The organism is Roseateles sp., from assembly GCF_036486225.1.
Lineage (GTDB): Bacteria > Pseudomonadota > Gammaproteobacteria > Burkholderiales > Burkholderiaceae_C > Roseateles.
Genome location: NZ_DASVNZ010000034.1, coordinates 1 through 22,366, shown reverse-complemented (window position 1 = coordinate 22,366; position 22,366 = coordinate 1). Strand labels below are relative to the sequence as shown.

The following is a 22,366-nucleotide window of genomic DNA, read 5'->3' as shown; positions in this document are numbered from 1 at the left end:
CAGGCCCTCGTGGGTCGCCTGTCCTCAAGTCTGCCCACGCTGCCGCAGGCCGCTGCCAACACGCCCGCCGCCATGGCAGCACACTGACCCGAGGACCACCCCATGCTCAATCGACGCTCCCTCCTGGCCGGCACCTCGCTGGCCGCGGTGTCCACCGTGGCTCTCGCGGCCCTGCCCGAGCCCGTCATCCAGACTTCGCCCGACACCCAGGTGCCCCTCGTGCCGCCCACTGGCCGGCCCTACAACCCCGTCGTCACGCTGAACGGCTGGACGCTGCCCTGGCGCCTGCGCGACGGCGTCAAGGAGTTCCACCTCGTCGCCGAGCCCGTCCTGCGCGAACTTGCGCCCGGCACCACGGCGCACCTGTGGGGCTACAACGGCCAGTCGCCCGGCCCGACCATCGAGGTCGTCGAAGGCGACCGCGTCCGCATCTACGTGACCAACCGGCTGCCCGAGCAGACCAGCGTGCACTGGCACGGCCAGCGGCTGCCCAACGGCATGGACGGCGTGTCCGGTCTGACGCAGCCGGCGATCAAGCCGGGCGAGACCTTCGTCTATGAGTTCGTCGCGCGGCGGCCGGGGACCTTCATGTACCACCCGCATGCCGACGAGATGACGCAGATGGCGATGGGCATGATGGGCTTCTGGGTCACGCATCCGAAGGCGCGGCATCCGCAGATTGCCGAGGTGCAGCGCGACTTCTGCTTCCTGCTGTCGAGCTACGACATCGATCCTGGCAGCTACACGCCGCGCACGATGACGATGACCGACTTCAACCTGTGGGCCTGGAACAGTCGCATCTTCCCCGGCATCGACACGCTCAACGTGCGCCAGGGCGACCGGGTGCGGATCCGCGTCGGGAACCTGACGATGACCAACCACCCGATCCATCTGCACGGGCACGAGTTCGAGGTCACCGGCACCGACGGCGGCCCCGTGCCGAAGACGGCGCGCTGGCCCGAGGTCACGACCGACGTCGCTGTCGGGCAGATGCGGCAGATCGAGTTCATCGCCGACGAGCCTGGCGACTGGGCGATCCACTGCCACAAGAGCCATCACACGATGAACGCGATGGGCCATGAGGTCGACACGCTGATCGGCGTGGACCACCGCGGTCTCGCGGCGCGCATCAACAAGGTCATCCCCGACTACATGGCGATGGGGGAGCGCGGCATGGCCGACATGGCCGAGATGGAGATGCCGCTGCCCGAGAACACCGTGCCCATGATGGGCGGGCAGGGACCGCACGGATCGCTCGAGATGGGCGGGATGTTCAGCGTGCTGAAGGTGCGCAAGGACCAGAAGCCGGGCGACTACGGGGATCCGGGCTGGTACGCGGCGCCGGCAGGCAGCGTCGCGCGACCGGTGGCAACGCCCTCAGGTGCGCCTGCCGCTCCGGTGGCCAAGCCTGCCACGGCTCCGACCGCACCCGCCTCGGAGCCGCTGCGCGTCCGCAAGCCCGATGGGCACGGTCATCAGGGGCATTGAGCCCCGAAGAAACCCATTCACGAATCCAGAAAGTCGACATCATGAACCGCATCCACACCGCCTTCGCCACCATCGCCGCCCTCGTCGTCGGCCTGGGCGCTGCCGCTCTCCCGGCACGCGCGCAGGAGCATTCGCACGAAGGTCATGACCAGCAGACGGAGGCCGCCGAGGCCCCGGCGCCGTCCTCGCAGGACTGGATCCCGGCCGAAGTCCGACGGATCGACATTCCCCAGCAGAAGCTCACGCTCAAGCATGGCGACATCCGCCACCTCGACATGCCGGGCATGACGATGCCGTTCAAGCTGGCGCCTGGCGTGGTGAGCGCCGCGCAGCTGTCCGCGATCAAGACCGGCGACAAGCTGGAGGTCCGCATCGAATCGCAGCAGGGCCAACTGACCATCGTCGAGCTGCGCCCGGCGCCTGCCGGCAACTGAGGGCAGGCTGCCTCTGGTTCGGGGACGGCAGTGCTTGAGGTTTTGCCGCTGGCCGGCAAGGCCTCATGCACTGGCGGCCAAGCGCTGGGAGGATGCAGGTGGAAAGCCTCCCGGATCGCGGACAATCGCCTGCTATGGCGATTCAATGGTTTCCCGGGCACATGCACAAGACCCGGGGCGCGATCCGCGAGCGCATGAAAAGCGGGATCGACGTGGTCATCGAGATGCTCGATGCCCGCGTGCCCGCGAGCAGCGCCAATCCGCTGCTCGCGCAACTGACGCAGGGCCGGCCGGCGCTGAAGCTGCTCAACAAGCAGGACCTGGCCGATCCGGGCCGCACGGCGGAATGGCTGGCGTTCTATCGCGCGCAGCCGAACACGCAGGCCGTCGCGATCCATCAGGGCCAGCCGGGCCTGGCGAAGATGATGGCCGCCGAGTGCCGCGCGCTTGCGCCCAACCGCGGCGGGCTGGACAAGCCGCTGCGGGTGCTGATCTGCGGCATCCCCAACGTGGGCAAGTCGACGCTGATCAACACGCTGGTCGGCAAACGCGCCGCCGCCACCGGCGATGAACCCGGCATCACCAAGATCGAGCAGAAGATCCTGCTCGACAAGGGCGTCTACCTGTTCGACACGCCGGGCATGCTGTGGCCCAAGATCCGCGTGCCGGAGGCAGGCATCAACCTCGCCGCCAGCGGCGCGATCGGTCGCAACGCCTTCGAGGAGGAGGTGGTGGCGCTGGACCTGCTCGGCTACCTGCGCCGGTACTACCCGCAGTCGTTGAAGACCCGCTACCAGCTCGAACCCGATGCCTCGCTGCTCGACGGCGAGGTGCTGCAGCTGATCGGCAAGCGGCGCGGCGCGGTGCTGTCGGGCGGACGCATCAACATGCAGAAAGCCGCGGAGGTCCTGCTGTACGACCTGCGCCAGGGGCAGCTCGGCCGCATCACGCTGGAAACCCCGGCCGAGTTCGACGAGTGGACCGCCGCCGCAGAGGCCGCTGAAGACGCCAGGATCGCCGAGAAGGAAGCCCGCGCCGTCGCCGCCAAGCGCGGAACTCGGGATGCGCAGCAGGCGGATGCCGCGGATGACGAAAACGACGATGAGGAAGAAGACCTCGACCGCGAGGACTGATCGTCGAGGGACCGAGCACGACGGCAGAAGCCGGGTGCCCCCTCGCTCATTCGCTCGCAGGCTCCGCTAAATCGCTCGGGGGCACCCGGCTTCCGCCGTCCGGACAGGTGTCTGGTGCGCTTGTCAGGGGTGCACTTGCAGCATCTGCAGCGCCGGCAGTTGCCAGCCGAAGTACAGCGCCGCCAGGCGCAGCGCGGCGACACCCACCATGCCCGTGACGAAGGCCCAGCGCATCGGGACGCCCATCGCCTTCAGCAGGAAGTACAGCGCGATGCCGCCGATCGCGGCGGTCGCGTAGATGTCCTTGCGCAGCAGCAGCGGCGCCTGACCGCTGAGCACGTCCCGCAGCACGCCGCCGCCGCACGCAGTCAGCGTGCCCATCAGCAGCGCGGGCATCGGCTTCACGCCGTGTTCCTCGGCGATCTCGGTGCCGCACAGCGCGAACAGCGCCAGCCCCAATGCATCGGCCACCTTCAGGATGCCGATGGCATGCTCGGGGAACGGGCCGACGAGGAGCGCCGCCAGCGCACTGGCGATGATCACCAGCAGGTAGCGGGTGTCCTTCATCCAGAACACCGGGTGCCGGTTCAGCAGCAGATCCCGCAGCGTGCCGCCGCCCACCGCCGTCATCGCGGCGATCACCAGCAGCCCGAACAGGTCCAGCCCCGCCTGCATCGCGGCCAGCGCCCCACTGACGGCAAACACCGCCACGCCCAACAAGTCGAACCAGTAGATCATCGGCATAGGGCGCGCAGTTTAGAGGCGCGCGCCGTCCCTTGAAATCAGGCCCGGCCGCACCCATCTATCGCCGCGATAATCCAGGCCCCATCGGGGCTCGCCCCTTCCGCGCCCCTTGGGCATCCCTTCGCATCACCGCTCTCACGAACGATGGACAAGCAAACCCATTCCTTCCAGGCCGAAGTCAAGCAGATCCTGCATCTGGTGACGCACTCGCTCTACTCGAACAAGGAGATCTTCCTGCGCGAGCTGGTCAGCAACGCGTCCGACGCCTGCGACAAGCTGCGCTTCGAGGCGCTCGACCATCCGCAGCTGTTCGAGGACCAGCCGAACCTCGAGGTTCGCGTGTCCTTCGACACCGAGGCCCGCACCGTCACCATCAGCGACACCGGCATCGGCCTGTCCGCGGAAGAGGCCATCGCCCACCTCGGCACGATCGCCAAGAGCGGCACGCGCGAGTTCATGGCCAAGCTCGAAGGCGACCAGAAGAAGGACGCGAACCTGATCGGCCAGTTCGGCGTCGGTTTCTATTCCGGTTTCATCGTCGCCGACCGCATCACCGTCGAATCGCGCCGCGCCGGCCTGCCGGCGGAGCAGGGCGTGCGCTGGAGCTCCGAAGGCACCGGCGACTTCGAGGTCGAAACCATCACCAAGCCCGGCCGCGGCACCGACGTGATCCTGCACCTGCGCGAGGGCGAAGAAGAGTTCCTCAAGACCTGGCGCCTGAAGTCGACGATCGCGAAGTATTCGGACCACATCTCGCTGCCCATCCTGATGCGCAAGGAGGAGTGGGACGCCGACAACGCCACGCAGGTGCTGAAGGACGAGTGGGAGCCGGTGAACAAGGCGTCCGCGTTGTGGACGCGCTCGAAGAGCGACATCACGCAGGCCGAGTACGACGCCTTCTACCAGCAGATCAGCTACGACACCGAAGCGCCGCTGGCCTTCACGCACAACCGCGTCGAGGGCCGCAGCGAGTACACGCAGCTGCTCTACATCCCGGCCAAGGCGCCGTTCGACCTGTGGAACCGCGACAAGCGCGGCGGCGTGAAGCTGTACGTCAAGCGCGTCTTCATCATGGACGACGCCGAGGCGCTGATGCCGGTGTACCTGCGCTTCGTGAAGGGCGTGATCGACTCGGCCGACCTGCCGCTGAACGTCAGCCGCGAGCTGCTGCAGGAGAGCCGCGACGTGAAGGCGATCCGCGAGGGCTCGACCAAGCGCGTGCTGTCCATGCTGGAGTCGCTGGCCAACAGCGAGGACGCCGGCGAGCGCGACAAGTACGCGCGCTTCTGGACCGACTTCGGTCAGGTGCTGAAGGAAGGCGTCGGCGAGGATCACACCAACCAGGAGCGTCTGGTCAAGCTGCTGCGCTTCGCATCGACGCACGCCGACGAGAACGTCTCGTTCGCCGACTACGTGTCGCGGATGAAGGAAGGCCAGGAGGCCATCTTCTACATCACCGCCGACAGCCTGGGCGCCGCGAAGAACAGCCCGCAGCTCGAGATCTTCCGCAAGAAGGGCATCGAGGTGCTGCTGCTGACCGAGCGCGTCGACGAGTGGATGCTGTCGCACCTGCACGAGTTCGAGGGCAAGGGCCTGCAGTCGGTCGCCAAGGGCGCCGTGGACCTGGGCCAGCTCCAGGACGAGGAAGAGAAGAAGAAGGCCGAGGAAGCCGCCGAGCAGTTCAAGCCGGTGCTGGACCGGCTGAAGACCGCGCTGGAAGGGCGCGCCAAGGATGTCCGCGTGACCACGCGGCTGGTGGACTCGCCGGCCTGCATCGTGGTCGAGGAACACGACATCAGCGGCCACCTGGCCCGCATGCTGAAGCAGGCCGGCCAGACCGCGCCGGTGTCGCAGCCGACGCTGGAGATCAACCCCGATCACGCGCTGGTGAAGAAGCTGGGCGCCATCGAGGGTGATGAAGCCGGCGACGCCCGCTTCGGCGATCTGGCGCAGGTGCTGTTCGACCAGGCGCTGCTGGCCGAAGGCGGCGTGCTGGAGGACCCCGCCGCGTACGTCAGGCGCGTCAACGCGCTGCTGCTGGGCTGATCGTCGCCGCTCCCCGGCTCAGGCCGCGATGGCGGTCTGGCTCGGCGACATCGCCGATGCCGCCAGGCCGTCCGCCGCCCCTCCCCCTCGGGGCGACGCGAGCGGTGTCCATGCCGGAGCGAGCGGCGGGCCCGCCGAGTCCACGACGGCGGCCATCGACTCGGAGAACTGGGCCTGCTTGAGCGCCCATCGGAGACGTCCGGCCCCGGTGGCGGATGCTTCCGCGGATCGGAGACAGGCCAGTGCGGTCTGTCCGCCCGGTTCGAGTTCCCAGCGCCCCGTGGTGTCCAGGTGGTTGGCCATCGCCGCGATGAGCTCGGCGGACAGCAACGTCAGACGCCATGTCCCGTCCGCCGCGCGCCAACGCAGCAGCGCCTCGTCGTCGCCGGACGCGGTGCGTGAGGGGCCACCCTCCTGCTGGATGAACACATCCGGCACGCGCATGCCGCTCCAGCCGTCGCCGTCGAGGATCCACAGGTCGAGTTCGTCCCGCGCCACCTCCAGCCGGGCACCGTGCAAGGTCAGCAGGGGCAGACGCAGGACCTGGTCGTCCGGCGGCCAGATCATCAGCCTCGCGCCGCCTTGTCCGGTGATCGACGCCTTGCGCAGCCAGTTGTCGTCGTCCAGCGGGAGCTCGCTGGCGAACTCCCTGGCATTGCGGATCCGGATCAATTGACCGCTTCCCGTCTGGTGGATGAGGAGGTCGCGGCCTTCATGGAAGACTTCCGGGGCGCCGGTCGCGCGATCGTCGAGATCGACGTGCCGCGGCGCGCCATCGGCCTCGTCGGCGATCACGATCTCCGCGACGCCGAGCGCCTCCGCGCCGTCCAGATCCACCGGCCGCCCGTTCCCCTGGATCACGAGCAGCCGGGGAGGGGCATGGCCGGCCAGGGCCTGGCGCTGGAAGTCCCTGAAGGACGTGTCCTCCGCCAGCTTGAACGGACTCGTGTCGCCGTCGTCGAGCGCGATGGTCACGGTGTCGTCGTCCTCCAGGCGGAAGACCGTGCCGTTCCACGCCACGGTGAAGAACGAGTCCGGGTCGAGGCTGAAGCGCCGGTACCCCGAGCCGTCGCTCGGCGCCAGACGATCGGCCCACCACTCGAACAGGCCCAGGGGGAAGGTCTGCGGTTGCAAGGCCGACGGGCCTTCCGCCAGCGCGCCCAGTTCCGCGGGGCTCAGCGATTCCGAATTGCCCAGGTAGCGCCACTCGGCATTGCTGCGTCCGTCGATCGGGAAGGAGCCGTAGGGCTTGAAGTCGGAACGTTGAAGGCGGAACAGCTCGAGCCGCCCGCTGAACGGGTTGTCGTAGAGATACACGCCGCCCGGCACCGGTGTCGGGTCCTGGGGTCGCCAGGACAGGTAGGCGGCCGGATCGAGGATCGCCGGACCCGGGCCGGGGGCGGGCTTCGGATTCAGTCCGGCATCGAAGTCCGCGGCACGGCCGAGGTAGGCCCACTCGCGGTTGCCGCGCGCCGCGGGCGCGTCGACCGGCAGGTGTGTCAGCCGGCCGTCGGTCTCTCGCATCCAGGCGTAGTGGGCGCAGCCCTTCGCATCGTCGAACCGGACGACGTCGCCGGGGCGGACCCTGTCCCGGCCTGCGATTCCGACGCGTGCGACCGGCGGAAGCAGCCGCTGAAGCGCTTCCAGCAGTTTGCGGCTCTGCAGGACATCGCCGTCCAGCGGCGCCTGCGTCGCACCGTCCCGCTCCGCGTCCGTCTGCAGGAAGATCAGACGTTCGCGCAAGGCTTCCCTGGCCGCCGTCCGCAGGCCGATCTCGGTCGCGGACCCGGGACGGGCGAACAGGGCGTACCACTCCTCCAGCCGGACGCCCAGGGTGTCGGCCTGATCGCGCCAGAGGCGCAGCGTCGCGGCGTCGATCGAGGCGAGTGTCGGACCGTCCCGCACGGCGCCGAGCTGGGTGCCGGTGGGACCGGTATCGCGCCCGTCGGGCACCTTCGCCTTGAACCAGAAGGTCAGACCCGCCCGCTCCACCTGCTGCATCACCTCCCAGGGTACATCGATCACCGCGGTGTCGGGTTTGACCGCCGCGTGTGCACCGGCCAGGCTCGCCAACGCCAGTTGCAAGGGCGTGCCCTGGGGGGCCGGCAGCATGCCGCCTTCGACGCGCCGGTTGGCCGCGGCGTCGCGATCGAGTCGATCGGACAGGTCGTGCATCAACAGCCGGAAGGTGGGCACCTGCACGTCGTAGAAGTCCTGGGTCCCGGCGCGATTCGTCGAACGGAAGCCGGGCGCGTCGACGCCCTGATCGATCAGCAGTTCGACGCCGGCATCCCGCAACTGGTGCGCCATCTCTGCGGAGGCCTGGGGGGTGTCGCCCAGCTTGATCCATTCGGGGTTGTCCGACGAATGCAGGTGCTTGTCGAACAGCCTCTGGAGACCGTCGCGCAGCATCGTCAGGCGAGTGCGCTCGTGCAGGGTCAGGGGGAGCCCCGGCGGATGCAGGTTGGACCAGGGACCGTAGGCGCCGGTGGCGTGCACGTGCTGCAGGACCAGCCACTGCCGGGCGCGCGCGGTTTCCTCCCGGGAGACGTCGCGGGGACGATCGGGAGGTGTCGCCGCCGCGTCCTCGGCGGGCCCGGGTTCGATGAATCCATCGAATCCGGCCCTGGACAGGGCCTCGACGAGGCCCGGGTCGCTGTCGAACCGTACCGGCAGGCCCGCGGGCGTTCGCTGTTCCACCCGATCGAGCCGTTCCCAGAGCGACAGCGCGACCGTCCCCTGCGTCGGACGTCGGCCCTCGGCGAGTCGCTCGTGGAAGTCGACCCGGTCCACAGGCGGCGCCTCGCCGCCTTCCGGGCCGGCGAGCTCCAGGCCGCCAGCCAGGTCCTCGGTCAGAAAGCGGCGGAGCTCCGGCCAGATCCAGCCCGGATGGGCCTCCAGCCACCGGCGCAGGGCGAGTTCCCCGGCGCGTGTCATCGCCAGCGGATCGCGGCTGAAGCGCCGCTGATCGTCGAGGTAGGTGAAGCTGATGGGGGCGAAGAACTGGCTGCCGTCATAGCGGACGACGGGTTGTCCCTGGGGGTTGAGACTGACCTGTCCGCCCTTGAGCGCATGGCGGACCCACGCGGCTGCGGGTCCTTCCGTGGGATCGAAGACCAGCAGATGTTGGGAACCATAAAGGACGGCTTTCCCGGTGGCGGGGCTGTAGACGCCCGACAGCATCTCGCCGTCCGCCGTCAACCCGGCCAGCTGGACGGGATGCTGCGGAAGGAGGAGACCCTGCCGATGGACCAGCGACGCCACCGCCGCGGACGTCGATGCGGTGGCGCCGGTGGGGGGGACGAGCAGGCGCATCGCCTCCGCCAGCAGGTGTCCCGGATCCAGGGTCGGGGACCAAGTCGGCAGGGTCAGGACCAGCGAACCGTCCTTGCGCGCCAGGTCCAGGACCAGGCGGAGGCCGGGCACCATCGGATCGGCGATCTGGATGATGGCGTTGTGCACCGCCTCGAAGTGGAAGGCCTGGCCGTTGACGCGCAGCCCTGCCATGCCGCCGCCGTCGACGAACTCGACCTCCTTTCCGCCCCGGAACAGGCTGTTCTTGAGCATCAGCGTCCAGACCTCCCGATCGGTGCCGGACGGCAGGATGCGCACCGGGTTGCGCACGGTCCCGTCGGTCGGCAGCAGCAGCGTGTAGCGGCCGCCGCCGCCGATCAGGCGGATGTGGACCTGCGATTGGTCGAGGGGCCGGAAGCTGCCGTCGTTCCGAGGCAGGTTGTCCTGGAACTGGAAGGTTTCAAACGCCGCCGTGAAGCGCTCGGGCAGGACCAGCGTCCTGTGACGATCGTCCAGGATGACCTCCAGGAGACAGGGCTTCTGGAGGATCCGCCACTGGTCCGCCGAACGCGCGAAGCTGCTGGAGCTCACGAAATCCCCGACGAAGGCGGCCCCGCTGTTTTCCTGCATCCGTTCGATCAGCGGGTCGTCGAGCAGCGCGAAGTCGCCGCCCGGCCGCGATGACGAGTAGGCGCCGTAGCGGATTTCCAGATTGGGCGCCGTCATCAGGCACAGGGCCAGGCCGGGATCTTGCAGGGTCGAGGGCAGCGCCGTGCGGGGGAACCAGGCGTCGGCAGGCCGGCGCCTGAGCGTCCACAGGTCCAGGTCCATGCCGTGTCCGGAATGGAGGCCTTGCTGATCGGCGCCGTCGAGCACCCAGACATCGTGCAGCCGGTGGCTGCCCCATTGCCAGTAGAGCTGGCGCTGGTTCAGCGAGGAGTCGCCGATGGTCGCATCCGCGAAGCTCACCGTGCCGGAGACGAAGTCGATGCGCTTCATGGGCGCCCATCCGTTGGGCAACAGCATGCGCCGTTCGGGATTCTGCGCATCCAGGGCCACCGCCGCGAGCGGCGCGACATACCCCCGTTCGATCTGCCGCAGCGGTTCCAGGTTGCGCGCCAGGCGGAGCCGTTCGCCCTCGACGGCCTTGTTGAGCGCCTGGATGCCGAGCGCCAGCCCGGTCAGCGGCACTGCGAGACTATTGATCGCCGCGGCGACCAGGGCTTCGCCGAGCATGTCCATCGCGGCGGCGGCGCCGATCAGCCCCAGCGCCAGATCATCGAGGACGACCCGCAGACCGGCGGTTTCGGACCGCAGACGGTCGCCGGAGATCGTCGATTCGATCCACTCCGTCATGTCGGCAACGAGGCTGCCGACCTGGGTCAGCCGGGTCGTCCACCGGAGTGTCTGTTCCAGGAGGCCGGCGCTGGTCATCACCTTGGCCATCGCGCCGGCATCGGGACGCGCCGCGGCGCCGCGGACGGCGGCCGCGAGGGACAGGGCATCGCCGCCCGCCTGGGCGGCGCCCTGTGTCAGGCCCAGGTACCAGAGTGCGTCCTGATAGGCGTCGCCGTCCTGGGAACCCTCGGCAAGGTCCGACAGGAGCAGCGCCAGCAGTCCGACGTTGAGCATGTCCATGTCGACGTTGGCCTGGAAGGTGTCCATCCCGAGGTCGGGCAGGCTCGCCAGACCCGATCGGATGAACCGCATACCGGCGCGGATCACCTGGACATCGGCCGCATCGACCAGCTCGTGGGTCTGGATCGCCGAGTCGGTCAGGCTCATGTAGCTCAGGGTCGCCCCGGCGCCGGCCGGGTCCGGCACCAGGGGGAGGAGGTGCATGCCGGCGGGCCGGTACTGGTTCGCGAGTCCCTGGAAACGGCGGCGCAGGAGGTCCCAGTCGTGGAGCTTCGCGCGCGCGAGGGCCCGGGAGCGGCCGGACTGCCGAGGTGGCGGCGCGGTCAGGATCGCGCAGCAGTCGCTCGAGAACGCCATGCCTTCGTCGCCGTCCGGATACATGTCCCGGACCGCCGTGCGGCCGGTGATCGGGTCGACCCGGTAGATCCAGGTCAAGCCTGCGGCCCCGCGTCGGGCCGGCGTGCCGTCGTGCAATTGGGAGCCTTCGATCAGACGACCTTGCCCCGATGTCCTCAGCACAAGCCTCTGGGAATGCACGGTCGTCTCCATCCCCGCCGCACCGAGCGGGCGCACGGCCCGGGCGAATTCCAGGCCGAAGCGCCGATGCACGGCGGGTGTCTCGAGCGCGCAGCTCTGCAGGAAGATGCGCTCCACACGCCGCCGGAATCGATTGCGGGGCGACATCTCGGGCACCGTCGACGTCAACTCCCGCGCCAGCTGCTCCGCGCCGCGGCCGCTGAGCAGTCGTTCGCCGGTCCGAGGGTCCGTGCGACCGTGACCGGTCACATACAGCCAGAGACGGACGTCCTCGCCGGCGTTGTCCAGCAGCGACTGGCCACGCACGACGCGCCAGCCTTCTTCAGGATGCATCTGTATCCACACGAGCTGTTGCGGATACTGGTTGCTGATCGCGTTCCCCAGCCAGAAAGTGACGTCGTCGTCCTCCATCTGAAGGTAGAGGCGAAGCAGGTCGCTGCGGGCGGGCGCGGGGGTGTCGGGCGCCATCCATGTGGGCCGCTCGAGGGAGGTCGGCATCCAGCGGGAGAGCGGCATCCTGCTGGGTGCCACGGCCGCATCGTTGCCGAACGTTTCCCTGACGACCTGGACGGCGTCATGATCGAAGTGCCAGCGACCGTCGGTGTCCTGCGACGCCACGGCGACCGCGCCCACGAGGCACTGCGTGCCGGACAAGCGCACTTCCGGGGGCAACTGCCCGGGCAGCAGCGGCAGGGTGCTTCCGAAGACGCTCACGATGAAGGCGTCCAGGAAATCCAGCTGCCGGTCCTGTTCGCGGATACGTGCGTCGGTGGCGTCCGGTCCGAGCGCCGGGACCGTCGCTGCGAAGACCTGCCCGCGCGAGTCGCTCAGGATCACGCGTCCGTTGACGCGGTCCAGGCTCTGACGGACGAGCGGCATCACCGACTCGAGCTGCGGCAGCGGCGATCCGGTGGCGGAGCGTGCCGGCGAGGGTACGCCCGGGGCAGCGTCCGCGACCGGCGGCTGCGTCAGGCCGAGCAACTGGCGGAACGGGACATCGTCCTCGGTGATCAGGGCGCGGATGCCGATGCGGTGCCAGCGCGCACCGTCGCGGCGAGTGCCTGACAGGTAGGTCAAGGGGCCGATGAGTCCGAGGTCCGACAACAGGCGCTGGGCGGGCCATATCGCCTTCTTGGCGGCGAGCTGCGCCTCGGCTTCGGGGGAGGTGCGCGTCTTCTCGCGTTGCAGCCGGTCCAGGTCGAACAGCAGCGGCGAGCGGGTCAGCCCGGACGCGATCGTGTAGGCGACCGACCGGGCGGTGGCAACGCGCCGCGCGATGAGCGGCGAAGGGGCTTGTCGCTGGAACATCCCTTCGACCAGATAGGCGGCGGCGAGCAATCCTTCGATCACGAGCGCGCTGGCGCGATGCACGGCTGTCTTCGCGTCGCGCAGGCGCGGCGGCGCGGCCTCGACGCCGTTGTCGCTCAGATCGCCGATGCCCCAACGGCGCAGCAGGACGGTGTTGTGCATCGGCTCCTCCGACGCCACAGCGGCGTCCTCGTCGAAGAGTCCACCGCGCAGCGTATCGGTGCGATCCGGCCCCAGCAGGTCGGGATAGGCGCCGTCCAGGACCGCGGCCACCAGTTTTCCCGCTGCGGTGTCGAGCGCCCGGTAGGCCCAGACGTCGAGCGGCTCGCCGTCGAACTGCGCGAGCAGGTGCACGAGCAGCTGTTGCCGCAGTTGAGCCCTCAGGGGCGTCGTCACGTTGGCCGGCAAGGCCCCCAGCGGCAGCATCGCCCGGTGCATCGTCCGCAGGATGACGCGCAGCAGGCCTTCCTCGGGCTCAAGAGGCGCCGACCGGTAGGTGGGCGCCGTCAGATGCAGGAAGGAGTCGATGCGGGGCCACGGCGGCGGCGGCGGCTCCTGCGGCGGCGGGAGCCCGGACGAGGGGGGTTGCTCCTGGGAGACAGGCCGCGGGGGGGTGACGAGCGGGCGGACGTCTGACGTGGAGGAGGACGCGGACATGGTGGGGCGCTCCATTCAGCCGGGCCGGCCGGTGATCGGCGAACTCGTCGGGAACGCGCCGTTGGCGTCCACCCAATGCGGTGACAGGTCGAGTTGTCCTGCCGGGATGACCGACGCCATCGCTTCGGACAGTGTCACGCCGGCCAGCGACCATCGCTGCCGGGACGCGTCGGTGCCTGCTGGCGCGACGCTTCCTTCCGTCGTTCCGGCCCCCGACGCCGCCAGGTCGTCCGGCTCGAGGAAACCCAGCCGCCTTTCGCCGTCGGGCACCAGTCGCCAGCGCCGCGAGCTGCTCGCGCCGACGGCCATCGCCGCGACGAGCGGAGCCGACAGGCGCGCCAGCTGCCAGCGCCCGTCCGGCGTCCGGAATCGCAGCAGGGCTTCGTCGTCGCCGGTCGGCGTGGTGCCGACGACGCCGTTCTCGAGCGCGAACACATCCGGCACCCGCATCCTGTCCCACTGGTCGACGCCGCCGATCAACAGGTCCAGGCCTTCCCGGGTCGCCTCCAGCGTCCGGCCCTGCAGGGTGAGCATCGGCAATCGCAGGGACATGTCCAACTTCGGCCATGCGAGCCGGCGTGTGCCGCCGAGCTGCGTGAGCTGGACATCGGTGGTCCATTCCTCATCGAAAGGCAGGGCGGTCCGGGGCTTGAGCGCGTTCCGGACGCGGACCAGACGCCCGGTCGTGGTGTCGTGGATCAGCAGATCGCGGCCTTCGTAGAAGAGTTCGCTGTCCTGCAGCGTGCTGTCGTCCAGGTCGATGCGTCGCGGTGCGTCGTCGAGCTCGTCCAGGATCACGATCTCCGGGATGCCCGACGAGCCGGCGCCATCCAGGTCCACCATGCGACCGTTGCCCTGGATGAGGAGCCAGCGCGGTGTCTCCCGGCCGCTCAGGAACTGACTGCGCAGCGCCTTGAACTCGGCGTCGCCGCCCACCTGGAAAGGCGTGGCGTCGTTGTCGTCCAACCCGACATAGAGGGTGCCGTCCTCCTCCAGCCGGAACATGGTGCTGCCCCAGGTCATCGCCTCGAAGGTCTTGGTGTCCATCCGGAAGTTGCGGTAGTCGCCGCGGCCGCCGGCCAGGCGGTCCGTCCACCATTCGAGCAGCCCCACCGCAAAGGCCTGCGGCGTCAATGCGGAAGGACTGTGCGCCAGCGCGCCGAGTTCCGCGGGGCTCAGCGACTCGGCGTTGCCGAGGTAGAGCCAGTCGGCGTTGCTGCTCCCGTCGATGGGGAAAGAGCCGTAGGGCCGTCGCCCGCCCGGAAGGACCTGCTGGCTCACGCTTTGGAGACGGAACAGCTCCTGACGGCCGGTGAACGGATTCGGATAGAGGTAGACATCGCCGAGCACCGGCGTCGGATCGTCCTGGCGCCACGCGTGGTACGCCGCGGGATCGAGCACCGCGGGGCCCGACGGCTCCGGGGCAAGGCGGGGGCGCAGGTCCTGTCCCAGCTCGTGCGTGCTGCCCAGGTAGGCCCAGTAGGGATTGGCGCGGAGCGCGGCGGGATCCCGGGGCAGGTGCATCAGATCGGTGTCGGGGCGGCGCATCAGGGCGTAGTGACCGGTCCCCTGGTGGTCGAAGAACCGGACGACGTCGCCGGGTGTCACGGTGTCGCGCCCGGCGACCTTGATGCCGGACGCGGCCGGCATCAGGCGCAGCAGGGCGGTGAAGAGTTGTCGATTCAGGACCGTGTCCGCATCCAGCGGGACCGCGTCCCGTCCTGTCGCTTCCGCGTGGTCCTGCAGGCGGATCAAGCGATCCCGCAGAACTTCCGCGGCGAGTTCTCTCAGCTCGATCTCCATCGGCGAGCCGGGCGCGGCGTGACGCGCATACCAGGCGTCCGGCAACAGGCCCTGTGTGGCGGCCTGTTGCCGCCACAGCCGCAACGTCATGTCGTCGACGGCGCCGCCGCCGTCGGACGTGAGCGTGACTTGGCCGAGCGTCATCCCGGCGAATCGTGCGGGCCCCGGCAGTGCCAGTCCCGACCTGCCCGGGCGGGCGTGAACCGCCTGTCCGGCGCTGTCCGGGCGCCAGAACGTCAGACCCGCCCGCCGCACGTGCTCCAGCAGCGCCATCGGCACCTCCGGAATCGGTGCCCGCTGCCGACGCGCGAAGGCGCGGGTGTCGGCCAGGCGTGTCAGCGCCGCCTGGAGCGGCGTGTCCGAGGGGCCGACCGGATGCAGGCCGCTGAGTTGCCGGATCGCCGCGGCGTCGCGGTCGATCCGGTCGGTGAGGTCCCGCAGGAACAGGCGCATCGACGTCTCCCGGACATCGTAGAAATCGTCGGGGCCCGACCGGTTGGCCGCCCGCACGTCGGAGGCGGTATCGCCGACGTCGATGCGGATCTCCACGCCGGCATCGCGCAACGCGTGCACCAGCGCTGCCGACGCCGCGGGCGTCTCGCCCAACCGGATCCAGGACGATCGTCCACCCTGCTTCGCGTGTTCGCCGAGCAGGGTCCCCAGCCGGTGCTGCAGGGCGATCAATCGGGTGCGCTCCTGAACGCTCAATGGCGGTTCCGGTGCGTGAAGATCGGACCAGGGGCCATATGCGCCGGTGGCCTGCGAATGACGCAGGACCAGCCATTGCTTGGCGCGGGCCACCTCCGCGGCGGTGGCGGTCCGGCGCGTGTCGACCTGTTCAGGCGACGCCCGCCGGGGGCGGTCAGGCACGCACTTGCGGAATCTCTCAAGGCCCGCCCGGGCCAGCGCCAGCGGCAGTGAGGGGTCGGCGTCGAAGGCGATGGCGGCGTCCGGCGGACTGCCCTGTTCCAGCTGATCCAGTCGCGCCCACAGCCCCAGGGGGAGAAGCCCCGCGGTGGGGCGGACACTGGTGGCGCCCCGGTAGTAGAAGTCGACGAGTTGCACCGCCTGGGTTTCTCCACCCTCAGGCCCCGCGAGCTCCAGCCCGGCCGCCAGCTCCTCGGTCATGAACCGGACGAGGGCCGTGTAGGTCCAGTCGGGATGGGTGCGCAGCCATTGCCTGAGGGCCCGCTCGCCCGCGACCGTGAGGGACAGTTGGTCGCGCACGAATCGACGCGACTCCATCAGGTAGGTGAAGGTGACGGGCCCGAAATGGCGGCCGCCGTCGTAGCGGACCACCGGCCGGCGCGCTTCGTTGAAGCTGAGTTCGCCCCCGTTGAGTGCATAACGCTTCCAGCCTGGCGACCCGCCGTCACGCCGACCCTCCCATATGAACAGATGGTGCGCGCCGGCCAGGATGGCCCCGCCGCTGGAAGGATCCAGCATGCCCGACAGCAGCTCGCCGCTCGCCAGCGAGCTGGTCAGTTGGACCAGCGCCGACGGCATGCCGGCGCCGCGGCGCCTGAACAGGGAGGACGCCGAGCCGCCGGTGATGCCGTCCGGGGGCGTGAGCCGCGCGATCGCCTCGTCCAGCGCGACGGCAGGACGCAGGCGGTCGGACCAGGGCGGCAAGGTCAGGACCAGCGATGCATCCTTGCGCTCGAGATCCAGCACCAGTCGCACGCCGGGCACGCGCGGGTCCGCGATCTGGACGACGGCCCCATGCAGCGATTCGAAGTGGAACGCCTGACCGCCGATGCTGAAGCCCGCCACGCCGCCGTCGAGGAAGGACATCGGCTTGCCGCCGCCGATCAGGCTGTCCCGGAGCAGGAACGTCCAGATTTCCCGGGTGTGGGCGGAGGGCAGGATGCGCACCGGGTTGCGCACCGTGCCGTCGGGCGGGATCGCCACCGTGTAGCGGCCGCCGCCGCCGATCAGGCGGACGTGCACCTGCGACTGGTCGAGGGGTTGCAGCCTGCGCCTGTCGAGCGGCCTGGCGTCCTCGAAGACGAAGTCGATGCGCTCGGCGTCGGAACGCTGCGGCAGTGCCAGCATCCTCGGCAGGTCGTCCAGCACGACTTCCAGCAGGGTCGGTTTCTGGCGGATGCGCCACTGGTCCGCCGATTTGGCGAAGCTGCTGGAGGAGACATAGTCGCCGACGAAATCGGCATTGCTGTTCTCCTGCATCCGCTCGATCAGCGGGTCTCCGAGGAGTGCGAAGTCGCCACCGGCCCGCGAACCTGAATACTGGTCGAAGTGGATCTCCACATTGGGCGCCGTCATCAGGGCCAGGACCAGGTCGGGACTGCGCAGGGCGTCGGACAGCCTGACCTGGGGGAGCACCGGGCGGGCGTCGCGGCGCATCAGGGTCCACAGGTCCAACTCCAGGCCGTGCCGGGCATAGAGACCCTGGTTGCCGGCGCCGTCGTTGATCCACCAGTCGTGCAGGCGGTGCTGGCCCTGCCAGTACAACTGGTGCCTGTGCAGGGAGGATGCCCCCACCGTGGCATCGGCGAAGGTCACCGAGCCGTTGACGAAGTCGATGCGCCGCATCGGGGCCCAGCCGTTGGGCAGGAGCACCGTGCGTTTGGAAGACCGCCCGTCTTCCGCCATGCTGACCGCTCGCAACGGCTCGCCGTATCCGAGATCGATCTGCCGCAGCGGCGCGAGGTTGCGGTCGATGCGCGACGCTTCGCCCTTCACGGCGCGATCGAGCGCGGCGATGCCGATCACCAGGCCCTGCAGCGGCACGCCCAGGCCGTCGGCCAGCGCGGCGATCAGCGTGGTGCCGAGCAGGTTCGCGAGCTCCTGGAGCGCCACCAGCATCAGGCCCGACGTGTCCAGCGCGACCTGCGCGGCCGCCCGGCTCACGCCCGCCTGATCCCCGACATGCAGCTCGTCGATCAATCGGGCGATGTCGGTCGTGATCGTGCCGGCCTGGGCCAGCAGGCTCACCGCGCGGAGCGCCTGCGACAGCGTTTCGGTGCTCTTGACCAGGACCGCCATCGAGGTCGTCTCGCCGCTGGCGGCGACGCGCTGGACGACGGCGGCCACCTGGGCGGCATCGTCACCCACCTGGGCCCAGGACTGCGTCATGCCCAGATAGAGCAACGCCGCCTGATAGGCGTCGCCGTCGACGTCCTGGGCGGCCAGGGACCGGGTCATCAGGCAGAGCTGGGCCAGATCGAGCATCTTGGCCCGCGCATCCGGGAAGGTGATGTCGATGCGGTGATCGCGGATCGCATCCAACCCCGTGGAGATCGATGCCAGCCCGGCGCGCAGCGTGCGGATGTCGGCGGGGGCGACGACCTCGCGCGTTTGCAGGGTACCGTCCAGCCGCATGTAGGTCAGCGTGCCCGAGCCGGCGTTCTGGAGCGCCAGCCGCGGCACCAGATGCATGCCTGCGGGTCGATACAGGCCTGCCAGCTCGTGGAACCGCTGGCGCAACGCGGCCCGGGCCAGCATGTCCGCGCGTGCCAGCCCCTGCGACCGGACGGACGGACCGGGAGGGCCGCCCGCGAGGATCGCGCAGCAGACGACGGGCAGATCGGTCCCTTCATTGCCGTTGGGGAATCTGTCGCGAACGGAGGTGACGCCGGTGACGGGGTCGGACCGGAAGACCCAGGTCGTCCCGGCGGCGCCTTGGCGCAGCGGCGCGTCATCGTGCGGTTGCGTGGCCTTGACCAGGTGGCCTGAATGCGTGTCGACGACCAGCGTCTGCGCGTAGAGGGTGGTCTCCATGCCCACGGGCCCCAGGTCGCGAGCAGCGGCGGCGAACTCCCGGCCGAAGCTGCGTTCCACGACCGGGGTCTCGAGCGCGCAACTGAGCAGGCTGATGCGCTCGATCTTCGGGAGCGGCTGCCGCCGAAGGCGGGGGATCAGGCGTTTCAATTCTTCGGCGAGGCCCCGCGCGGTGCGGCCGCTCAGCAGTCGTTCCCGGGTCAGCAGGCTGGTGTGACCGTGGCCGGACACGATCAACTTGATGCGGGCATCGGCCGGGGCGTTGTCCAGCAGGGACTGCCCGCGGATCACGCGGAAGGTCCCTGTCGGATGGGTCTGCACCCAGACGACCTCGTCAGGATGTGTCCGCGTCAGCGCGCTTCCGACCGTGTGCATGACCTCGTCGTCCTCCATCTGGAGGTAGAGGCGCACCCGGTCGCTGCGAGCGTCCGGAGCCGTATCGCGAGGCCTGCCCCGGCGCGGGGTCTGCCAGTCGGGCAAGGGCGTGTCGTGGTCCGGACGCACGGCGCCGTCGGCGCCGTGGACCGTGCGCACGACCTCGACGGCGTCCGCATCGGACGTCCAGCGCCCGTCGGGCTGCCGCTCGACCACGGGCAGCGTCCCGACCAGGAACTGCTCCTCGGTCAGCGTGATCAGTGTCGGCAGCAACTGGCGCGACATCGGCGCCTCGTCCACCAGCACCGTCGCGCTGAAGGCATCCAGGCGGGCGAGATGCTTGTCCTGCTCGAATCGTTGCTCCGCCTTCCCTGGCGGTTCGAGCGGGGGCAGGTGCAGGACGAGGAGCAGCGGTTGCCCGCGTGTCGCCAGGGTCACTTCGCCGATCCCCCGATCCAGGCGCTGCCGTACCTCCGGCATCAACGATCGCAACAGAGGGAGCGGAACGTCCTCCGCAAGCGGCGTCGCCGTCGCGGGCGGCGTCTCGGCTGATCCGGACGGTGCGCGCGCCAGCCCGATCAACTGCACGAACGGTTGCGAGTCCTCGGTCCTCAGGAGCCGCCGGCCGGTGGGATGCCAGGTTACGTTGCCGCGCTCCGACCTCGACAGGAAGGTGGGCGGCCCCGCGACGCCCAGCTCGGACAATCCGCTTTGCGTCTGCCACAGGTGCCGGGTGGCCGCGAGATGACCTTGCGCGGACGCGTCGCTCCGTGCGGCGAGGCGATCGAGCCGGTCCAGGTCGAACAGCAGCGGACGGCCGGCGAGCCCGGACGCCAGCGTGTAGGCGGCCTGGCGCGCCGCGCCGACCTGGCGCGCGAGCGCCAGGGGGGTCGTCGACCGGTCGAGCAGGCGTTCGGCGTGATACGCCGCAGCCAGCAGGCCTTCCACGAGCAGCGCGCTGCCGCGATGCACGGCCACCTTCTCTCCCCGCAGGAAGGTCGGGGCCGCTTCGACGCCGTTGTCGCTCAGGTCACCGATGCCCCAAGGGCGCATCAGGACGGCGTCGTGCAGCGACTGCCGTTCCAGGATGACCTGGCGGATGGTGTCCGCGCGGCCGGCATTCCCCGCCAGGCCTGCATAGTCGCCGTCGAGCACGGCCGACACCAGTCGCCTGGCATATCGACCCAGGAAAGCCGTGTCCGCCTCATCGAGGAGGGCCTCGCCCAGTTGTTGCGTCAGGTGCGCCAGGACGGCCTTGCGCAGCAGCGCCCGCTGCCCGGAGGCGACCCGCGGCGCATCGGTCCGCAAGGGGCGCATCGCCGCGTGCACCGCGTACAGGATCACGCGGAGCCGACCCTCCTCGGGGTGGACCCGCGGCAGGTCGAAACTCGGGCGAAGGTTCAGGAAGGACTTGATGCGCGTCTCGCGCGACGGGGTGGACGCCTGCGCAGCGGGCGGTGATGTCGACGGGCCGGCGTCGGCCGCGTCCGGCGGGGTGGGCGTCGGGGTGAGCGTCGGAAGCACGACGTGCAACGCATCGCCGGTGGTCTTGTCGGGCATGGTGCAGCTCCAGGACGAGAGGAGCTGCGTCAGTCAGGCAGTCCTCGGTCGCCCGGGACCACAATTGGCCCGCCCGAGCCGGTGAAGCGGGGAGCGGCGGCTGACTTGGATGCGAGGAACGGCCCCGAAGCCGGTCAGCGCTGCGCGGCGCGTCCGACCCCGCGCACAGCGCGCACGGATCAGCCGTGCCAGCCGTCGGCGGGCCGGGCTTGCGTCTGCATCGCGTCGAGCTGCTCCCGCAGCTTCACGACCTGGTCGCTCCAGTAGTTGGGCGTGCCGAACCAGGGGAAGGCCGCCGGAAAGGCCGGATCGTCCCAGCGGCGCGCCAGCCAGGCGCTGTGATGGATCATCCGCTGCGTGCGCAGCGCCTCGACCAGCTTCAACTCGCGCCAGTCGAATTCGCGCACGCTCTCGTAGCCGTCGAGCAAGGCGTCGAGCTGGCGACGGGCTGCCTCGGGCTCGCCCGACAGCATCATCCACAGGTCCTGCACCGCCGGGCCCTGCACGGCATCGTCGAGGTCCACGAAGTGCGGGCCCCTGTCCGGCGTCCACAGGATGTTGCCGGGATGGCAGTCGCCGTGCAGACGCAGTGCGCGGCGATCGGGGAGCGCCTCGAAGGCCGCGTCGATGGCGTCGATGCAGCGCGCGGCGGCGTCATGCCAGTTGGCCGCGACTTCAGGCGCCAGGATGTCGTGGGCGCGCAGCCAGTCGCGCGCTTCCCGCGCCGGCGCGGCGCTGTTCCAGGAGAGGCGATGCTCGAAGGGCTTGCGCTGGCCGACCTCGTGCAACCGCGCGAGCAGCCGGCCGATCCAGCGCAGCACGTCGGGGTCCTCGAGCTCCGGCGCGCGGCCGCCCTGGCGCGGCGTCACCGCGAAACGCTGCCCCTTGAAATGGCCAAGGGTTCCGGTGACGCCGTCGGTCGTCAGCGGCAACGCCGCGACGACCGGCACCTCGGCCTCGGCCAGCGCCTGGGCGAAGGCGTGCTCCTCCAGGATCTGCGCGTCGCTCCAGCGGCCGGGCCGGTAGAACTTCGCGACCACCGCCGCCCCGTCCTCCAGATGCGCCATCAGCACGCGGTTCTCGTACGAGTTCAGCTGCAGCAGGCGGCCGTCGGGTCGGAGTCCCGCGTGCTCGAGCGCGTCGAGCATCAGTTCGGGGGTCAGGAGGCCGAAGCCGGCCGTCATGTCAGTCATCGGAAGCGGCGAGGGCAGCAAAAACGGCGCCGGAGCGCCGTCGTGTCCTCGAAGAGCGGGCAGGGGCGTAGCTTAGCGCCGCCCGTAGCGGGGCGAGTCGACGACCACGCCGCCGATGTCCGGGTCCGGCAGCTCACTAGGCAGGGTCGGGAAGTCGCGACCGAACTGCGAGTCGCGGAACTGCGCATCGCGCGCATGCGGGTCCCGCAGCTGGGAGTCGCGGAAGCCGGGCGCATCCTGCGCGCCGGCGCGCGGACGGTAGCCGCGGGTCCGCGGTTCCGCCGGCGGCAGCGGCGCCTGCATCGACTCGCCGCTGAAGGCGTCGTAGCGGCTGTCCGGTGCGAAGAACGAGTCGCTGAACACCGGCGAGTCGTTCCAGAGCGTGTTGCGCGACGTCGCGGGGGCGGCCGGCGCC

The 22,366-nt window shown here is 69.9% G+C and carries 9 protein-coding genes; 4 read left to right on the top strand and 5 right to left on the bottom strand.

All coding sequences use genetic code 11. The features are described from left to right. Positions 1-102 precede the first annotated feature (102 nt). The 3 genes from VF536_RS03370 to ylqF all read left to right on the top strand — a co-directional run bounded on the left by VF536_RS03370 (position 103) and on the right by ylqF (position 3,055). On the top strand, positions 103-1,488 hold the full coding sequence (locus tag VF536_RS03370; protein WP_331613374.1) for a copper oxidase: 1,386 nt from the start codon (positions 103-105) through the stop codon (positions 1,486-1,488). Between the two features lie 41 nt (positions 1,489-1,529). Continuing rightward, positions 1,530-1,922 (top strand): copper-binding protein, encoded by a 393-nt coding sequence (locus VF536_RS03365; protein ID WP_331613373.1) that lies wholly within the window; start codon positions 1,530-1,532, stop codon positions 1,920-1,922. A gap of 134 nt (positions 1,923-2,056) precedes the next feature. Beyond that, positions 2,057-3,055 (top strand): ribosome biogenesis GTPase YlqF, encoded by a 999-nt coding sequence (gene ylqF / locus VF536_RS03360; protein ID WP_331613372.1) that lies wholly within the window; start codon positions 2,057-2,059, stop codon positions 3,053-3,055. A 123-nt stretch (positions 3,056-3,178) separates the two neighbouring features. Here the strand turns inward: ylqF and VF536_RS03355 are convergent, their stop codons facing one another. Beyond that, positions 3,179-3,799 carry a trimeric intracellular cation channel family protein gene (locus VF536_RS03355; protein WP_331613371.1) on the bottom strand — a complete coding sequence of 207 codons (621 nt, stop codon included), beginning with the start codon at positions 3,797-3,799 and terminating at the stop codon, positions 3,179-3,181. Between the two features lie 144 nt (positions 3,800-3,943). Here VF536_RS03355 and htpG point away from each other — a divergent pair, with 144 nt between their 5' ends. Continuing rightward, a complete protein-coding gene (gene htpG, locus VF536_RS03350) occupies positions 3,944-5,845 on the top strand; it encodes a molecular chaperone HtpG (protein ID WP_331613370.1) in 1,902 nt (633 codons plus the stop codon). Positions 5,846-5,863: 18 nt separating this feature from the next. Here the strand turns inward: htpG and VF536_RS03345 are convergent, their stop codons facing one another. From VF536_RS03345 to VF536_RS03330, 4 genes are all read right to left on the bottom strand, one after another. Then, positions 5,864-13,279, bottom strand: a complete 7,416-nt coding sequence (locus VF536_RS03345; RefSeq protein WP_331613369.1) for a C80 family cysteine peptidase — start codon at positions 13,277-13,279, stop codon at positions 5,864-5,866. Positions 13,280-13,294: 15 nt separating this feature from the next. Then, the gene (locus VF536_RS03340) at positions 13,295-20,758 is read right to left on the bottom strand and encodes a C80 family cysteine peptidase (RefSeq protein WP_331613368.1); all 7,464 of its coding nucleotides are present in this window, start codon (positions 20,756-20,758) and stop codon (positions 13,295-13,297) included. A 179-nt stretch (positions 20,759-20,937) separates the two neighbouring features. Next, positions 20,938-21,951, bottom strand: a complete 1,014-nt coding sequence (locus VF536_RS03335) for a serine/threonine protein kinase (protein WP_331613367.1) — start codon at positions 21,949-21,951, stop codon at positions 20,938-20,940. Positions 21,952-22,023: 72 nt separating this feature from the next. Beyond that, on the bottom strand, positions 22,024-22,366 hold a 343-nt coding region (locus VF536_RS03330), incomplete at its 5' end, for a hypothetical protein (RefSeq protein ID WP_331613366.1).

What these genes read in the sequence shown, in the direction of transcription:
- htpG (WP_331613370.1), top strand. Translation starts at nt 3,944, where the DNA reads ATGGACAAGCAAACCCATTCCTTCCAGGCCGAAGTCAAGCAGATCCTG.
- VF536_RS03345 (WP_331613369.1), bottom strand. Translation starts at nt 13,279, where the DNA reads ATGTCCGCGTCCTCCTCCACGTCAGACGTCCGCCCGCTCGTCACCCCC.
- VF536_RS03355 (WP_331613371.1), bottom strand. Translation starts at nt 3,799, where the DNA reads ATGCCGATGATCTACTGGTTCGACTTGTTGGGCGTGGCGGTGTTTGCC.
- VF536_RS03335 (WP_331613367.1), bottom strand. Translation starts at nt 21,951, where the DNA reads ATGACTGACATGACGGCCGGCTTCGGCCTCCTGACCCCCGAACTGATG.
- ylqF (WP_331613372.1), top strand. Translation starts at nt 2,057, where the DNA reads ATGGCGATTCAATGGTTTCCCGGGCACATGCACAAGACCCGGGGCGCG.
- VF536_RS03340 (WP_331613368.1), bottom strand. Translation starts at nt 20,758, where the DNA reads ATGCCCGACAAGACCACCGGCGATGCGTTGCACGTCGTGCTTCCGACG.
- VF536_RS03365 (WP_331613373.1), top strand. Translation starts at nt 1,530, where the DNA reads ATGAACCGCATCCACACCGCCTTCGCCACCATCGCCGCCCTCGTCGTC.
- VF536_RS03370 (WP_331613374.1), top strand. Translation starts at nt 103, where the DNA reads ATGCTCAATCGACGCTCCCTCCTGGCCGGCACCTCGCTGGCCGCGGTG.